Consider the following 16,738-nt stretch of genomic DNA (forward strand, 5'->3'; position numbering starts at 1 on the left):
AATAAATTCAATATATTTTACTTTATGTCAGACGATAAAAAGGTAATTTTTTCGATGTCAAAAGTGAGTAAAACTTACTCATCGACAAATAAGACTGTATTAAAAGATATTTATTTAAGCTTTTTCTACGGGGCTAAAATTGGTATTTTAGGTCTAAATGGTTCTGGTAAATCTTCTTTATTAAAGATTATTGCTGGGGTTGATAAAAACTATCAAGGTGATGTGGTGTTTGCACCAGGATACACTGTAGGGTATTTAGAACAAGAACCTCAATTAGATGAAACAAAGACTGTTATCGAAATCGTTAAAGAAGGAGCTGCTGAAACGGTAGCAATCTTAGATGAATTCAATCAGATAAATGATATGTTTGGTTTGCCAGAAGTGTATGAAGATGCAGATAAAATGCAGAAACTGATGGATAGACAAGCTGAGCTACAAGATAAAATAGATGCTGTAGGAGGATGGGAGCTAGATACAAAACTAGCTATCGCTATGGATGCTTTGCGTACGCCAGAGCCTGATACTCCTATCAATATTCTTTCTGGAGGAGAGCGTCGTAGAGTTGCTTTATGTCGTTTATTATTACAAAACCCAGATGTATTATTATTAGATGAGCCTACTAACCACTTAGACGCGGAGTCTGTACACTGGTTAGAGCAACACTTACAACAATATTCAGGAACAGTAATTGCTGTAACGCACGACCGTTATTTCTTAGATAACGTAGCAGGATGGATCCTAGAGTTAGACAGAGGAGAAGGTATTCCATGGAAAGGGAACTATTCTTCTTGGTTAGATCAAAAGTCTACAAGATTAGCTCAAGAGGAGAAGGTAGCTTCTAAACGTCGTAAGAACTTAGAGCGTGAGTTAGACTGGGTACGTCAAGGTGCTAAAGGTCGTCAAACGAAACAAAAAGCAAGGTTACAGAACTACGATAAGTTATTAAACGAGGATCAAAAAGTTCTAGAAGAAAAATTAGAGATTTATATCCCTAATGGACCACGTCTTGGAACGAATGTGATTGAAGCAAAAGGTGTAGCGAAGGCTTTCGGAGATAAATTGTTATATGACAACTTAAACTTCACTTTGCCACAAGCTGGTATTGTAGGAATTATCGGGCCTAATGGTGCTGGTAAGTCTACTATATTCCGCATGATCATGGGAGAACAACAACCTGATGCGGGTACATTCGCTATCGGAGATACGGTTAAGATTGCTTATGTGGATCAAGCACACTCTAATATAGACCCAGAGAAATCAATTTGGGAGAACTTCTGTGATGGTCAAGAGTTGATCATGATGGGTGGTCGTCAAGTGAATTCTCGTGCTTATTTGAGTAGATTTAACTTCGGTGGTTCTGAACAAAATAAAAAGGTATCAACACTTTCTGGAGGTGAGCGTAACCGTCTTCACCTAGCAATGACATTGAGAGAAGAAGGAAACGTATTGCTACTGGATGAGCCTACGAATGACTTGGACGTAAATACACTACGTGCATTAGAGGAAGGTCTTGAGAACTTCGCTGGATGTGCAGTGGTTATTTCCCATGACCGTTGGTTCCTAGACCGTATCTGTACGCATATCTTGGCTTTTGAAGGAGATTCTCAAGTGTATTTCTTTGAAGGATCATTCTCTGACTATGAAGAGAATCGTAAGAAACGTTTAGGGGATGTAGCTCCAACTCGTTTGAAATATAAAAAATTAGTTCGCTAATTAAAATAGTAAAGGCCTAATTAGTTTTCTAGTTAGGCTTTTTTTGTGATGTCGTGCGCTCCGTTTCACTTCGCTTACTAGGGAGGCGCTGCGCTAGGGAGGCGTGCACTCCGTTTCACTTCGCTTACTGGGGAGGCGTGCATTCCGCTTCACTTCGTTTACTAGGGAGGCGCTGCGCTAGGAAATAGGGAACAGGGTTACTCAAAGTCGGGAGACTTTGCGCAGCGAGGTTACATGTCACGGATTGCAAATCCGCGCCAACCGTAGGGTCGCTACGCTAGGGAGTCGTGCGCTCCGTTTCACTTCGCTTACTGGGGAGGCGCTGCGCTAGGGAATAGGCAAGACATCACGGTTTCACGGTTTCACAAACAAACAAAAAGACGATTTCACGATTTCACAAAAAAAACAATGAATATAGAGATATTACATATAAATGCTCAATCTGCGGAGGGACAGCCAACTGTTTTCAATCCTGTAGTAGTTGGATTTGCAAACGGAACTTCTTATTTAATAGATTGTGTTTTACTTATAATTTTCAAGAGTTTAAACAAGAGTTAATGCATCTAGGACTAATGGTAGCTGACTTGAAGGGAATTATTATTTCTCATGATGATATTGATCATTTAGAAGGATTGCATAAATTTAAAGAGGAATATGTGTCTCTAGAGGTTATCAGTAGTGCTATAGAGGCTGACTCTGTTTCTGGTAAGGTAGAGTCTGAACGTCTTGTACAGGTTAGGGAAAGCCTTTCTCATGTCCCTGAGGAAATGAAAGGTTGGGTAAATGACTTCATTAAACAGCTTGAGGCAATTCAGCATTTTGAGGTTACTCAAACTTTAGAGGATGGGCAGTTCTTTAAAGATACATTACAGGTTATAGCTACGCCAGGGCATACGAAAGGACATATTTCATTCTTTGATACAGAGAGTAAGACATTAATTGCGGCAGATGCGATAGTGGTAGAGGAGGGTGAGTTTAATATCGCTAATCCTCAATTTACTTTAGATATGAAGGCTGCTTTAGCTTCTGTTGAGAAAATGAAGAGTCTTAAACCGAACCGTGTAATTTGTTATCACGGTGGTGTGGTAGAAGAGGGGATAGAGGAAAAGTTAGATCGATTAATCAATAGGTATTGTTAGTTTACAGTTTATAAATCCGCGACAACTGTAGGGACGTATTACCATATGCCCACGATTACAAATTCGTGTGAAAGGTTTGATTACAAATAATATCAACAGAAAAGGCTACTTAAATCTAGTTTAAGTAGCCTTTTTTATATGTAATTTTGTGTCTCGTTTTCTATAAAAATGTAACGAATACATTTAAGATTAATGCATTCAGGATGTCTATAAAGAATGCTCCTACCATAGGAATAATAAGAAATGCTTTAGGTGATGGACCAAAACGACTTGTTACAGCTTGGATATTTGCTACAGCTGTTGCTGTTGCTCCTAATCCAAATCCACAGTGTCCAGCACTTAATACGATAGCATCGTAATCTTTGCCCATGGCTCTGTAGGTAATAAAGTAAGCAAATACCAGCATTAAACATACTTGCACTACTAAGATAAGTAAGATAGGCAAAGCAAGTTCTGTAATCGTCCACATCTTTAAAGACATTAGTGCACAAGCTAAGAAAATAGAAAGACCAGCATTACCTAGTATTTCAATAGATTCATCATGCATTTTTACTTTAAATAGGTGTGGTAGTACATTTCTGATGATTACTCCGATAAATAAACACCATACGAAAGTAGGTAGTTTAAATGTGTACTGTGCATTCCAATCTGATAAGTATTGTCCTAAAACTAAACAGATAGATAGAAGAGTGATTGTAAGCATAATACTCTTATAGTTTACTTTCTTATCCGTTACTACTGAAGGAACAGATATTTCGTGTGTTTCTTCGTGTTCTTGAATCTTTTCAGGGGGTAACTCTTTGTAATTATTCTTGCGCAATAGTTTGTAGGCTAGTGGGCCTCCGATTGTTCCACCAAGGATTAAACCGAAAGTAGCACAAGCCATACCAATGTCTCTAGCTCCTATTAGAGGATTGTTACTTGTCATAAAGGTGTCAGCCCATCCACCAGCTGTACCATGACCTCCCGTAAGTGTGATAGAACCGGCTATTAATCCAAATCTAGTGTCAAGATCTAATAAATATGCTAAAGATACTCCCAGAGAGTTCTGACATATAATGAATACAGCTGCTATAAGTAAGAATATGATTAATCCTTTTCCTCCTTTTATAAGTGTTCTAAAATCTGCATTTAGTCCAATAGAAGAAAAGAAGATAAACATCATTCCTTGTTGAATATTTTCGTCAATAGTAAATTCCTTGCCAGTAACAGAATAGGCAATCCAAGAAAACATAGCAACAATAAAACCACCTACAACAGGTTCGGGGATATTAAATTTTTGAAAAAAGTTTACTTTTTGAACTACAAAGTGTCCTAGTAATAACACAAAGCAGGCAAGCATTAATGTTTCATAAATTCCAAAATCCATATAAATTTGTTCTATTAAAGGTGAAAAAATAATGGTCTAAAGGCAGACCTTCGTTCGCAAATATAAATAAACTAGGGTGGAGTAACCTAAAAAACTTCTTTTTATTCTTGTTTAAATGATGTTTTTAATTGTTAACTAGTTTGTTTTGTACTGGTTACTGGGCTTGGGTGTAGAGGTAAATAAGAAATAGAAAGAAATTCTAAAAACTTTTTTGAGATACGTAGAATATAACTATTTTTGCGCATGCAACACAATGTACTTATTTTAGATTTTGGATCGCAATACACACAGTTGATTGCGAGAAGGGTTCGCGAGTTAAATATATTCTGCGAAATCTTACCTTATAATGATATGCCTAAGGATTTGACAGAATATAAAGCTGTTATTTTATCAGGTAGTCCTTATTCAGTTCGCTCAGAAGAAGCGTTACACCCAGATTTGTCGAATATCAAAGGAAAAATGCCTCTATTAGCAGTATGCTACGGTGCTCAGTACTTAGCTCATTTCTTCGGAGGAGAAGTAGCACCATCTGATACCCGTGAGTATGGTAGAGCGAATTTAGACTTTATAGCAGAGGATACTTTCTTTAAAGATATTCCTCATAATAGTCAAGTTTGGATGAGTCACAGTGATACTATTAAACAATTACCTACTAATGGGGTGTTGTTAGCTAGTACTAAAGATGTGAAAAATGCTGCTTATAAAGTAGAAGGAGAACAAACTTATGCTATCCAGTTTCACCCAGAGGTTTATCATTCTACAGATGGAGCACAGCTGTTGAAAAACTTCTTAGTAGATATCGCTGGTGTTAGTCAAGACTTTACTCCAAATGCTTTTGTTGAAGAGACAATAACAGATTTAAGAAATAAAATTGGATCAGAGAAAGTTGTTTTAGCTTTATCTGGAGGGGTAGATTCTACAGTAGCTGCTGTGTTATTACACAAAGCAATTGGAGAGAATTTACACTGTATCTTTGTAAATAATGGATTATTACGTAAAAACGAGTTCCAAAATGTATTAAATCAATACAATGGAATGGGGTTAAACGTAAAAGGAGTAGATGCTACTGATCGTTTTATGGAAGCTCTAGCAGGTCTAGAAGATCCAGAGCAAAAACGTAAAGCTATTGGTAAGTCTTTTATCGATGTATTTGATGATGAATCTAAATTAATCGAAGACGCTACTTTCTTAGGTCAAGGTACTATATATCCTGACGTAATCGAGTCTATCTCTGTAAAAGGGCCATCAGCTACTATTAAATCTCACCATAACGTAGGAGGTTTACCTGACTTTATGAAATTAAAAGTAGTAGAGCCTTTGCGTATGTTGTTTAAAGATGAGGTACGTAGAGTAGGAGCTTCTTTAGGTATAGACCCTGAGTTATTAGGAAGACACCCTTTCCCAGGACCAGGTCTTGCAATTAGAATCTTAGGAGATATCACTCAAGAGAAAGTAAGATTATTACAAGAAGTAGATGCTATCTTTATAGAAGGACTTAGAGAACATGGTCTTTATAACTCTGTATGGCAAGCAGGAGCAATCCTTCTACCTGTAAATAGTGTAGGTGTAATGGGGGATGAGCGTACTTATGAAAAGGTAGTAGCACTAAGAGCAGTTGCTTCTACAGATGGTATGACTGCAGACTGGGTACACTTACCTTATGAGTTCTTAATGGAGATTTCAAATAAAATAATTAACCGCGTAAAAGGTGTAAACAGAGTGGTTTACGATATTAGTTCTAAACCGCCTGCAACAATTGAGTGGGAATAATTTAAATAATTCAATAAGTCGCTGTAACTTTGTTATAGCGACTTATCGTTTTTTATAAATTGTATTGCTAATGAAAAAGAAGATATTTATAGCCTTAACGGCATTTGTTTTTACATCGTCTGTTCTAGCTCAGTCGGGTTCGTTTATTCAGTATAGAGTGAATAAAGGAGATACTGTAAGTAAGATCTCTAGAGATTATGATATACCTGTGAGTGAAATACTGAAGTATAATCCTGATGCAAAGAATGGAATCAATGAGAATAGTTTTTTATTAATTCCTACGAAGGACTTTGTAGAGAAAGAAAAGAATAAAGGGGCTAATCCTTTATTGAAAAATGATGAGAAGACAAAAAATACTTCTACTTCTAAAGGAATGCATACTGTGCAACCTAAGGAAACAATGTATAGTATTAGCAAAAAATACAATGTATCTATCAATGATCTACATACATGGAATCCTTCTTTAAAAGAAACGGGGTTATTAGCAGATAGTGAGATTATTGTTGCTCCTAATACTAAGAAATCATCTTCTATGGATGTAACTCAGTATGAACAGGATAAGCCAAAGAAGATACCAGCTACATTACCATCGTCTACAGCAGATACAATTAAGGATATTAACAATATCTATTACAGAAATATAGATGTAGAACCTAAGGCAACGCTTTATAGTCTAGCTGTAACGTACAATACTTCTGTACAGAGATTACTAGAGCTGAATCCAGAGCTAAAAGATGGTCTTAAAAGTGGGCAAACGATAAAAGTGCCTGCTTATGGTTTTCAGGCAAAGGCTAAGGTAGTGGAGGTAACTCCAGAGACTCCTAAAGAGAATAAGTTTATTCGCTTAATAGTAGAACCACAACAAACGCTATATAGTATAAGTCGTAAGTATGATGTGCCTATTAAGGAGATTATTAAGCTTAACCCAGATCTTCAACAAGGATTAAAGAGCGGTATGGAGTTAATATTGCCTTATAAAGAAGGTCTAGATATTGTTGTAGAAGAAAATATGCCAAAAGAGGAGAATGAAGGTTATTTGACAGTTGATACAACAGGAGGTTATGTTGATTTGAGTAATTCTATTAGTCGCTTAGATCATAAGGAGTTAGCGTTATTGTTGCCTTTTAATATCGATAAGTTAGGAGATAATATAGATGCGAAATTGAGTTCTGATGGGTTCTTGAATATGACTTTAGACTTCTACTCAGGAGCTAAGATGGCTGTAGAGTATGCAGAGAGTCTTAATCTACCTTTAACCGTAAATGTCTATGATTCTAGTGAAAGCAAGAATAGTAGTGGTGTGAAGAGCTTATTTAACTCTAAAGACTTTAGTAATACAGATGTGATTATTGGGCCATTTTATCAGAGTAATGTAGATGCTGCTGTAAAGGCTTTGCCTAATGACAAAGTAATACTAGTGTCTCCATTGTCAAATGAGAAAGCTACTGCGTCTAATAGACTTGTACAGACTATGCCTTATAGTAATGTACTTAAAAATCAGTTGCTAGAGTACTTTAAGAAGTCTGGAGCTAAGATTACCGTAATTGTAGATGATAAAAAACAATCGACAAAGCAGTTTATGAATCAGTACTTTCCAGATATTAAAATGATTAGTACTAGTCAAATAGGAGAGATAGATAAAACGCTAGTAAAAGATAAGAAAAATGTCTTTGTACTAGATTCTAATAGTATAGCATCGGCATTATTATTTACGGATAAGTTAAAGAATAAAACAAAGGATTATGATATTCAGATTGCTTCTTTTGACAAGTCAGATGTCTTTGATTACAGTGAGATTAGAATAGAGACTTTAGTTGATTTAAAATATACTTTCCCTTCAGTAACGAGAGATTCAAGAGAGTCTAGATCTGAATCTTTATTTGGACAAGAGTATAAAAACAGATATAATGTGTATCCTAATCGTTTTGCTACAAGAGGATTTGATGTGACATTAGATGTGATTTTCAGAATGTTCCAGAAAGAAGGGTTTATACCAACTATTGGTAAAAAATCTCAAGAAATAGAGAATAGATTTAGTTATAGTAGAAATCCAGAAGGAACACTTAGAAATAGTGGAGTATACTTACTACAGTATGATACAGACTTAAATGTAAAGGTGCTTAACTAATGATAGATAATGAAAAGTACTTAGTAGAACTCGCTCATACTAAAATGCCTTATGGCAAATATGAAGGAAGGTATTTGATTGACTTACCAGAACATTATATCGTTTGGTATCATAATAAAGGCTTCCCAAAGGGTAAACTAGGAGAACAATTAGGTCTAATTTATGAGTTAAAATTAAATGGATTAGAACCCTTAATACGAAATATTAGAAATAATTTTAAATAATCATTGATTATTACATAGACAAAAGGCAAGTTGTGAATAACAGCTTGCCTTTTTTCATAAGCGTATACTAAGTAAAATTATAAAGTTCAGGTATTTGTCAAAAACGTATGAAAATTATTAAAATAATGTAATTGTTAGTTTTTTAGCATTAGAAGTAAAAGTTCTATAATTAGCGTAACTCAAATTATCAAATCAATAAAAATAGGGCTTTAAATCTTCTTTTGTCTTAAATTAGAACATAGATTAAGGGAAATTTAGAAAACTGAAATTTTTATCAATGCGAATTAATTATTGTAAATTTGCATTGTAAAAATCGAGTGATTATGATGAATATTCCTACTTCAAAGCGCCCACGTGTTGTTATTATTGGTGGAGGTTTTGGGGGTTTAGCACTTGCTAAAAAACTAAAGAACAAAAATTTTCAAGTTGTGCTTTTAGATAAGCATAATTATCATACGTTTCAACCACTGTTGTATCAAGTAGCAACAGGAGGATTGGAGTCAGGATCTATTGCATATCCTATTCGTAAAGTTGTACAAAATTATGAAGAGATTTACTTTAGATTAGCTAATGTTCAACGTATAGATACTGAAAATAAGAAGGTAGTTGCTGATATTGGTACGATTTTTTATGACTATGTTGTAATTGCTACAGGATCTAAGACAAATTTCTTTGGTAATGAAAACATTACTAAGAATAGTATGGCAATGAAGACTATCCCTGAATCATTAGATATCCGTAGTTTAGTATTAGAGAACTTTGAAGAGGCTTTACAGACTACAGATGATCAAGAGCAGAAAGCATTAATGAACTTTGTGATCGTTGGAGCAGGACCTACTGGGGTTGAACTTGCAGGCGCTTTAGCAGAAATGAAGAAGCATGTATTGCCTAAGGATTATCCGGACTTAGACTTTAATAAGATGGAAATCAACGTAATTCAAGGAGCTAATAAAGTACTTGATGCAATGAGTGAGAAATCATCTAGAAAAGCACAGGAATTCTTAGAGAACCTAGGTGTGAAAGTGTATTTAGGTGAAATAGTAACAGATTATAAAGGTAAGAAAGTATATACAAAATCAGGTAAAGAGTTCACAGCAGAAACGGTGATTTGGACTGCAGGAGTAATGGGAGCTACTGTAGATGGTTTTGATGCGACTGTTATTCAAAGAGGAAATAGAATAAAAGTAAATGAATACAATCAAGTAGAAGGCTTTACAGATATCTTTGCTATCGGTGATGTCGCTACTATGATGACAGATAAGACTCCTATGGGACACCCTATGATGGCTCAGCCTGCTATACAGCAAGGAGAATTATTAGCGAATAACTTGATTAGATTAAGAGATGGTCAACCTTTAAAATCATTCGTATATAATGATAAAGGATCTATGGCAACTATCGGACGTAATAAAGCTGTGGTGGACTTACCTAAGTTCCAATTTAGCGGTTTCTTTGCTTGGTTTGTATGGATGTTTGTTCACTTGATGTCTCTAATTGGATTTAGAAACAAATTAGTTGTATTCTGGAACTGGATGTATAACTATATGATGTTTGACAGACAAGCTCGTTTAATCATTCGACCATTTAAAAACAAAGTGGATGAAAGAGAATAAAGTCTTATAGAATAGGATTTTTTAAATCATAATTTATCAGAAGGTCTACAAACTTATTATAAGATTGTAGGCCTTCTTTTTGATTATTAAGTTTTAAGAAGCCATTGTAAAATACCTTAAAGAAAGAATCCGTGATATTCTTATATTCACTCCAGAATATAATATTCTCGTTTAGGTTATCTTTCACTCCTTGGTGTATTGTTTCAAATAAAGCTTTAACTTCTACTGAATCTCTATCATTGATATTGGACACACAGTATCTAAGGGCATAGATAATAGCTGCATATTGATAAGCAGTATCTTTTTGATTATATGCCGCCATAAAGCCTATAAAGTTAGCGTCACTTTCTTTTGCAAACCCTAACTGATGAGACATCTCATGAGATGCTGTGACAATCATGGTAAGGGTAGGTATTTTATTGTTTACCTGCGCTTCTAATGTAAAAGGATTGATATATCCAGAGAACCCCATATAAGTTAAAGGAAGGCTAAATAAAGACTCTTTGATTGCTAATGAGTTGGTATTATCAATTTGATGCAAGAAGGTTATTTGTTCAATACCTTTTTTTGAATCAGCTAATATTGTATTGATATCTTGTTTTAGCTTTACAGCTATCGTACTGTCATTTGTAATAGCTAGTTGTAATAGATTAGCTCTTTGTATTAATTTGGTTGTTAGATTTAATAACTTCTCCTGATCATAGCCACGTTCTATTCCTAATTGGCTTTCTAGAGTTGGCCTAAAGTTGTTTAATCCCCAACCTATATTAAATAGAATATAGAATATAACAATACATTTAAAAGTTAATGCCGCACAAGCCATTGTGATTTTCTTCCATCCTTTGTATTTTTTAAAAACTTGATAAAACTTATGGATAAGAAATAACCCTATAATGGTATATAGTATATCTCCTACAGAAAAAGGGAATAGACTGGTAATCGTATTGAAAACATTACATAAATAGAAATAAAAACCATTTGTATAAAAGGCTTCAATAGCATCAGGAAAACGTGTAATAATATTAAAAGTAAGAATAGAACAAACAAATAATATCAACCAATATCTTAATTTCATAAAAGTGTGCTAAATTTTATTTAGTTAATTTAGAATAGATAAAAATAAATATATTTGTATCAAATTCTAAAACTATGAGTAAAGTTAAGAAAGGTGAGAGAACTATCTTCGTTTGTGATGGAAAAAAATGCTGTAGATATAATGAAGAGACTAAAAGTTGTTTTAAAGCTTTATTAGAAGAGAGTGGGCTTTCTAACGATTACTCTTTGTGTAAGATGAAATGTCAAGGAATGTGTAAGAGCGCTCCTGTAGTGTATATCTCCTCTCATGACAAGTACAAAAAAGAAGTAGGAGTAAAGAAAGCAAAGAAGATTTTTCAAGAATATATAATCGCTTAGATCTAGACACTATTGCTATTTATTTTATTACCGTAATATAAAGCGTGTCAGATCCAAACAAGAACAAGGCTATTTAGTATACTAAGTAGCCTTGTTTTTTTATATGCTTGATAGTTAATTGAATTTAAAATGTCTATGTTTGGAGCAAACTAATTAATTTATATTTATGAAGCGTGTTTTATTTACCCTTGTGATTTGCTTAATGACTATTACTTCTTTTGCACAGAAGACCATAGATAATCCTAAGAAATTCTTAGCGTCTCTCGCTGCTCACTGTGGAAAAGCATATGCAGGTCAAATCGTGTCTCCTAATGTACCTGCTGATTTTAAAGATAAAGAGTTATTGATGAAGGTAATCTCTTGTAAAGAGGAGGAGGTGAAGATCTCATTCTTTGTAGGTGAAGATTTATCTCGTACTTGGGTATTTACACTAGAGAATGGACTAGTAAAGCTAAAGCACGATCATAGACACCAGGACGGAACACCAGATGATATCACGATGTATGGAGGTACTGCTACCAATACAGGATTTGCTGATATGCAATTTTTCCCATCAGATCAAGAGACAGTAGATATGATGAGTACAATAGCAGGGAATGTATGGTGGGTGACGATTAAGGATAATACATATACTTATAATCTAAAGAGAGTAGATAGTACAGGCTATTTCAGTGCTTCTTTTGACCTGTCTAACGAGGTAAAAACAGATAAAATGCCTTGGTAATACCACTGTGAATATCTTCTGTACTAATTGCTGATTTTCTTACTCGATTTTCTATCTTGCAGGCTCAATAAGGCTTTGAGGGAATCAAAGTAACAAGATAAGCATAGATGAAAATAAATAGAATAGCAAAAAGAGGATTATTTGAATATCAAAAAGACCGCAACGAAGAAGGGTTAATGTTATATGACTTTCTAGAAGAGCGAGTTATTCGCTTTGCAGATTATAAAGAATGGCGTATTAATGCCATTTCTCCAGACGGAAAGTATATCGCTATAAATAAAATATCAGAGACGACTAGAGCGTTTAAAACAGATTTTGCTATCCTACGTGTAGATACACAAGAACAAGTGTTTTTTACGAATACTTATTTTATATATGATGCAGAGTTCAGTTTAGACTCTGATAAAGTACTAATCGTTGCTCATAATAAAAAACCTTTTTGTTTAGACTTAGCGACCAAAGAGATTATAGCAGAAATGCCTAAAAATATCCGTACTTATCAAGGAAGTTTTAATAAAGAGAAGAATCAATTCATTGCTCCTTCAGAGACTTTTAAGGATACACTTTATTTATTTGACTTTGTCTCAGGCGAAACAGAGAAGATAAAAACTAGCCTAAAAGAAAAGATAGGTAAGGTAGAGTATACTAATGATAGTCAACATTTAATTGCGTTGACAGAAAGTAGTATTGTTTATTGCCTTGATTTATCATATAAGGTGATTTGGTCTGTTGATTTTAATACGTTACTAGAATCACCTGTACGTATTAATTCGTCAAGTATGTTACTGTCAGAAGATAATCAATATCTAATGTTAGAAGCATCCTCTACTGAGACCAATAATTGGGGAGCAGAGTTTGTCTTGAATGTAAAAACAGGAGTACTGGTAAATACCATAGAAGGATATCAATATAGAGGTAGAATACAAGATGCGCTCTTTGGTAATGAAGTACTATTATATACTTATCATACCTTAGATATGTTGACAGGAGAGGTAAAGGAACTAGAATTAAAGAGATAAAATAAAAAAAAGCCTCATTAGACATTTGTCTTTTGAGGCTTTTTTCTCATAGCAATTTAATTTATTTTCAATTGTGGGGCAATATATATTCAATTTAGGATAGATCTTTATTACCAACTTGTGTTTCGAACAAAGAAAATAAAGCTTTTTTATCGTTAAAAGCAGTGCAAATGTATGTGTATCTCATAATATATGCAATCCAACAGGAGTGGTATTAACATAAAGTATACCTTTAGTATACTAGTGAAAGTCAGGATACTAACAATAATAAAGATGTAATATTGCATTTTAGAGGATATAAGTGTCTTGTATTTAATTAGATAGTTGTTTTAAAGAGATGATATAAGCTTATTGTTGTGTAAATCGTATATTGGATTGTGTTTTTTATAAATGTTAAAATTTATTATTATGTTAAGGGTTACTTGTGCCATCATTGAGTTTAATCAGAAGGTTTTGATAGCTCAGCGAAATCAGAATATGCTATTACCTTATAAATGGGAGTTCCCTGGGGGTAAGGTTGAAAGAGGGGAGAAAGATGAAGTATGTATTGTAAGGGAGGTAAAAGAAGAACTCAATCTAAATATTGTAGTACAATCAAGGCTAACACCTGTAAGTCATCACTATGATACATTTTCTCTAGAATTATTTCCTTTTATTTGTAGTACAACTTCACAAGAGTTTGAATTAAAAGAACACGCTCAAGTCTTATGGGTTGATTATCAGGATTTATTAAACTACGATTGGGCTGAAGCTGATATTCCTATCGTGAAAGAGTATTTGGCATTAAAGTTAGAATAATAGGAAGTGTATAAACGATAAGAGGCTGCCTAATAAGACAGCCTCTCCGAGGTCAACTACGATATGCATTATATAAGAATAGTGAAGAAGTTGAAAATAATACATACTTCATTGACCTATTGAAACATAATTATTTGATGGTCTATTTAATAATTTTGACAGGAGAATGTCCTTTGTTTATCGTTGTTTCCTCTTGTGGAACATCTCCTTTTTTGTTCTTTCCACCGAAATTATAAGTTATTCCTAGTTTGAATACTCTCATATCATTCTTTACAGTGAAGTTGGTCAGTTGATCAGGATGTTCTAAAATTGTTGTTCTAATACCTCCTGTTTTGAACAGATCACTTACTGCAAGTGTAGTTGTAAATTTCTCATTTAAGAATTTCTTACTGACTCCCAAGTTTACTTCTCCTAATGAACGATATCTAAAGTTAGACTCTATTCCTCCGTTTTGGTACCAAGCAGTAAGCTCGATATTCATATTATAAGGCAACTTAAAGTTGTTATAGGTAAATACCCCAACACTATTTTTATTCTCATTGATTAAGTTATTGTCAAATCGAGTATTAAAAAAGTAAACCCCATGGTAGTTTTCCCACCAGTTGATACCTGGTATAGGAGCAGATAACGAAGCATACCATTCACTTCTACTTTTGCCATTAATACTTGTGAAATATGACTTGTTTATTCCTTCGTTGAAATAGCTGTATAGCATAGGGTCTGTAATGCGACTATATCCGATAGATAAATCTATGAAACCTAAGAACTGCTGATCTAATTCTATATTATTAGAATATTCAGGCTGTAGATTAGGATTACCCATTGATGTTGTTGTACTATTTAGATAACGAATAGCAGGGTTTAATTTATCGAACTCAGGTCTTTCTATTCTTCTAGAGTAAGAAGCCATTACAGAATAGTAATCACTAGCTGTATACGTTAGTTGTACAGTAGGGAATAGCGAGAAGTAATCTTGTTTTATTAACTTTTTATGAGCTAAGGTATCTCCATTGATATGTGTGTATTCTCCTCTTAAACCTGCTGTTATAGCCCATTTATCGAATGTCATATCTACTGATCCATAGAAAGCATGTACACCTGTTTTATATTCAAATTGACTTTTGTGCAAAGCATTAATGTCGTTTCCATTGGAGATGAATGTATATAAACGTTCATCTGTTTTCAGAATAGAATAATTACTCTTTACGCCAAACTCTACTTTTGCAGTTGTATTTTCTTCATCCCACAGTTGTTTCTGATAATCAGATTTAAAATTGAACTCTTTTCTATCTGTAGGATATTTATTCTGCTGTTTGGTCAGTAAGGCGTGTGGTAGTAATAGTTGTCCATTATTACCATAGATTACATCATTGATATCTGATTTGACATACATGGTACCAATGGAAGTAGTCCAACTTTCCTTTTCTGCTATTTTCATTTTATAGATTACATCAGCTTTAAAACTAGTCAATTTACTCTTGCTTTCATTTTTCTGTACACTGTGAAAGAGATCGTTATTGTTTCCTAACGCTGTGTTGGTATGTACTGTACTAGGAGTATCGTTATAATCCATAGACGTTTTTAAGCTTAGTATATGACCATTCTGGAATGTTCTATCTATATCTAGTCTGACTAAGTGAGATTTACTATTAAGAACCGAGAACTGAGACTGATTTGACCATGTATGATCTAATGAAGCCAGATCTTTTTTATCATATCTCTCTCTTAATCTATCAGGAGAATAGCTAAATGAATACAAGAAGTTATAGTTCCAATTGTCATTGCCATACCCTAAGTTTAAGGAGTGATCTGTGCTTACTTTATTACTAATACCGACTGTTGAATTAACTGTTCCATAAAAGCCCTGAACTAGCTTTTTCTTAGAGATAATATTAATTACTCCACCTGTACCAGAAGCATCTATATTAGCAGATGGTATATTCATAATTTCTATAGACTCTAAAGTAGAGCCAGGAGTCCCTTTAAGTATGGTCTTTAATTGTTCTGCAGATAGCTGAGTAGGCTGTCCGTCCATTAATACCGTGACACCTGATTTGCCTTTTATTTTTAACTCTCCGTTTTGACTAATAGTAACCCCAGGGAGTGTCTTTAGTACATCATAGGCAGACTGTGTTTGTGCTAAGTTACTCTGCTCTATATTTAATGTAGCTTTGCCAGGAGTTACTTTAAGAGCCTTTCTATGGCTGGTGATCATTACCTCATCTAAGATGTTTTCGTCACTTTGTATGATTAGATTGATCGGTGTTGTATGATCATTTATAGTGATAGTAGAGACTGTATCTTTATACCCTATAAAGCTAGCAGTTAGTTTAAAACTTCCTTTTGATTTTATATCTGTGAAAACAAAAGTTCCATCTTCCTCACTTGTGATAAAGTATTCCTCTTTAGGATTGTCCGTTGCTTGCAAGATTACAGTTGCCCATCCGATAGGATTGGCCTGTGTGTCTTTTATTACCCCTTTTAATTGAGATTGAGCCCATGATGGTAAACTAATTACCCCTAATAGAATTAATAATAGTTGCTTCATAATTAAAACGATCTTAGCATTTATTTCTGAGGCAAATGTATTAGGATGTTTTATGGCTTATTGGAACTTTTACATTAACTAACTCATTTCTATACTAAAGCCACCGAAACGATGATTATAGTGCAATTAAGCTTAAACCCACATTACGCATTAGCCAAATACTACAAAGCAATTCTACTTCATAGTTCTTTCATTAGCTCTAAAACCATACTATAGTATGCTTTAATCACTAATTCAGACCTATTTTGTATAATTACTTTTCGTTTATATGTCTATTGCA

General features: G+C 34.1%; 13 protein-coding genes. 10 read left to right on the top strand and 3 right to left on the bottom strand.

The genetic code is table 11. The features are described from left to right. The first annotated feature begins 24 nt into the window (after positions 1-24). Together ettA and AABL87_RS03895 are read left to right on the top strand one after the other, a co-directional pair. Positions 25-1,713 (top strand): energy-dependent translational throttle protein EttA, encoded by a 1,689-nt coding sequence (gene ettA / locus AABL87_RS03890; RefSeq protein ID WP_036471236.1) that lies wholly within the window; start codon positions 25-27, stop codon positions 1,711-1,713. Positions 1,714-2,270: 557 nt separating this feature from the next. Beyond that, complete coding sequence (locus tag AABL87_RS03895) at positions 2,271-2,852, top strand: MBL fold metallo-hydrolase (RefSeq protein ID WP_341276966.1); 582 nt, start codon at positions 2,271-2,273, stop codon at positions 2,850-2,852. Between the two features lie 160 nt (positions 2,853-3,012). On the opposite strand, the gene gltS is transcribed toward AABL87_RS03895, so the two are convergent. Then, complete coding sequence (gene gltS / locus AABL87_RS03900) at positions 3,013-4,221, bottom strand: sodium/glutamate symporter (protein ID WP_341276967.1); 1,209 nt, start codon at positions 4,219-4,221, stop codon at positions 3,013-3,015. A 243-nt stretch (positions 4,222-4,464) separates the two neighbouring features. Between gltS and guaA the strand changes: the two genes are divergently transcribed. The 4 genes from guaA (at position 4,465) to AABL87_RS03920 (ending at position 9,956) form a co-directional block, all read left to right on the top strand. Beyond that, the gene (gene guaA, locus AABL87_RS03905; protein WP_006259002.1) at positions 4,465-5,991 is read left to right on the top strand and encodes a glutamine-hydrolyzing GMP synthase; all 1,527 of its coding nucleotides are present in this window, start codon (positions 4,465-4,467) and stop codon (positions 5,989-5,991) included. Between the two features lie 70 nt (positions 5,992-6,061). After that, entirely contained in the window at positions 6,062-8,119 is a 2,058-nt protein-coding gene (locus AABL87_RS03910) for a LysM peptidoglycan-binding domain-containing protein (RefSeq protein WP_341276968.1), read from the top strand. Next, on the top strand, positions 8,119-8,343 hold the full coding sequence (locus AABL87_RS03915) for a DUF3820 family protein (RefSeq protein WP_006259000.1): 225 nt from the start codon (positions 8,119-8,121) through the stop codon (positions 8,341-8,343). The genes AABL87_RS03910 and AABL87_RS03915 overlap by 1 nt, the downstream gene beginning before the upstream one ends. Positions 8,344-8,666: 323 nt before the next feature. Next, positions 8,667-9,956 carry an NAD(P)/FAD-dependent oxidoreductase gene (locus tag AABL87_RS03920; protein ID WP_006258999.1) on the top strand — a complete coding sequence of 430 codons (1,290 nt, stop codon included), beginning with the start codon at positions 8,667-8,669 and terminating at the stop codon, positions 9,954-9,956. Positions 9,957-9,960: 4 nt separating this feature from the next. Here AABL87_RS03920 and AABL87_RS03925 read toward each other — a convergent pair whose 3' ends face one another. Next, positions 9,961-11,031: a DUF3810 domain-containing protein gene (locus AABL87_RS03925; RefSeq protein WP_006265201.1), complete on the bottom strand. Its 1,071-nt coding sequence runs from the start codon at positions 11,029-11,031 to the stop codon at positions 9,961-9,963. A 74-nt stretch (positions 11,032-11,105) separates the two neighbouring features. Here AABL87_RS03925 and AABL87_RS03930 point away from each other — a divergent pair, with 74 nt between their 5' ends. From AABL87_RS03930 to AABL87_RS03945, 4 genes are all read left to right on the top strand, one after another. Beyond that, a complete protein-coding gene (locus AABL87_RS03930) occupies positions 11,106-11,369 on the top strand; it encodes a (2Fe-2S) ferredoxin domain-containing protein (protein WP_006258997.1) in 264 nt (87 codons plus the stop codon). A gap of 166 nt (positions 11,370-11,535) precedes the next feature. Further along, positions 11,536-12,093, top strand: coding sequence for a hypothetical protein (locus tag AABL87_RS03935; RefSeq protein WP_006258996.1), 558 nt, complete (start codon positions 11,536-11,538; stop codon positions 12,091-12,093). A 107-nt stretch (positions 12,094-12,200) separates the two neighbouring features. Then, complete coding sequence (locus tag AABL87_RS03940; protein ID WP_006265202.1) at positions 12,201-13,112, top strand: hypothetical protein; 912 nt, start codon at positions 12,201-12,203, stop codon at positions 13,110-13,112. A gap of 408 nt (positions 13,113-13,520) precedes the next feature. After that, positions 13,521-13,910, top strand: a complete 390-nt coding sequence (locus AABL87_RS03945) for a (deoxy)nucleoside triphosphate pyrophosphohydrolase (protein ID WP_006265203.1) — start codon at positions 13,521-13,523, stop codon at positions 13,908-13,910. A 142-nt stretch (positions 13,911-14,052) separates the two neighbouring features. Here AABL87_RS03945 and AABL87_RS03950 read toward each other — a convergent pair whose 3' ends face one another. Then, positions 14,053-16,458 (bottom strand): TonB-dependent receptor domain-containing protein, encoded by a 2,406-nt coding sequence (locus AABL87_RS03950; protein ID WP_341276969.1) that lies wholly within the window; start codon positions 16,456-16,458, stop codon positions 14,053-14,055. Between the last annotated feature and the right edge of the window lie 280 nt (positions 16,459-16,738).

The sequence above is a fragment of the Myroides sp. C4067 genome (assembly GCF_038039665.1).
GTDB lineage: Bacteria > Bacteroidota > Bacteroidia > Flavobacteriales > Flavobacteriaceae > Flavobacterium > Flavobacterium odoratimimum.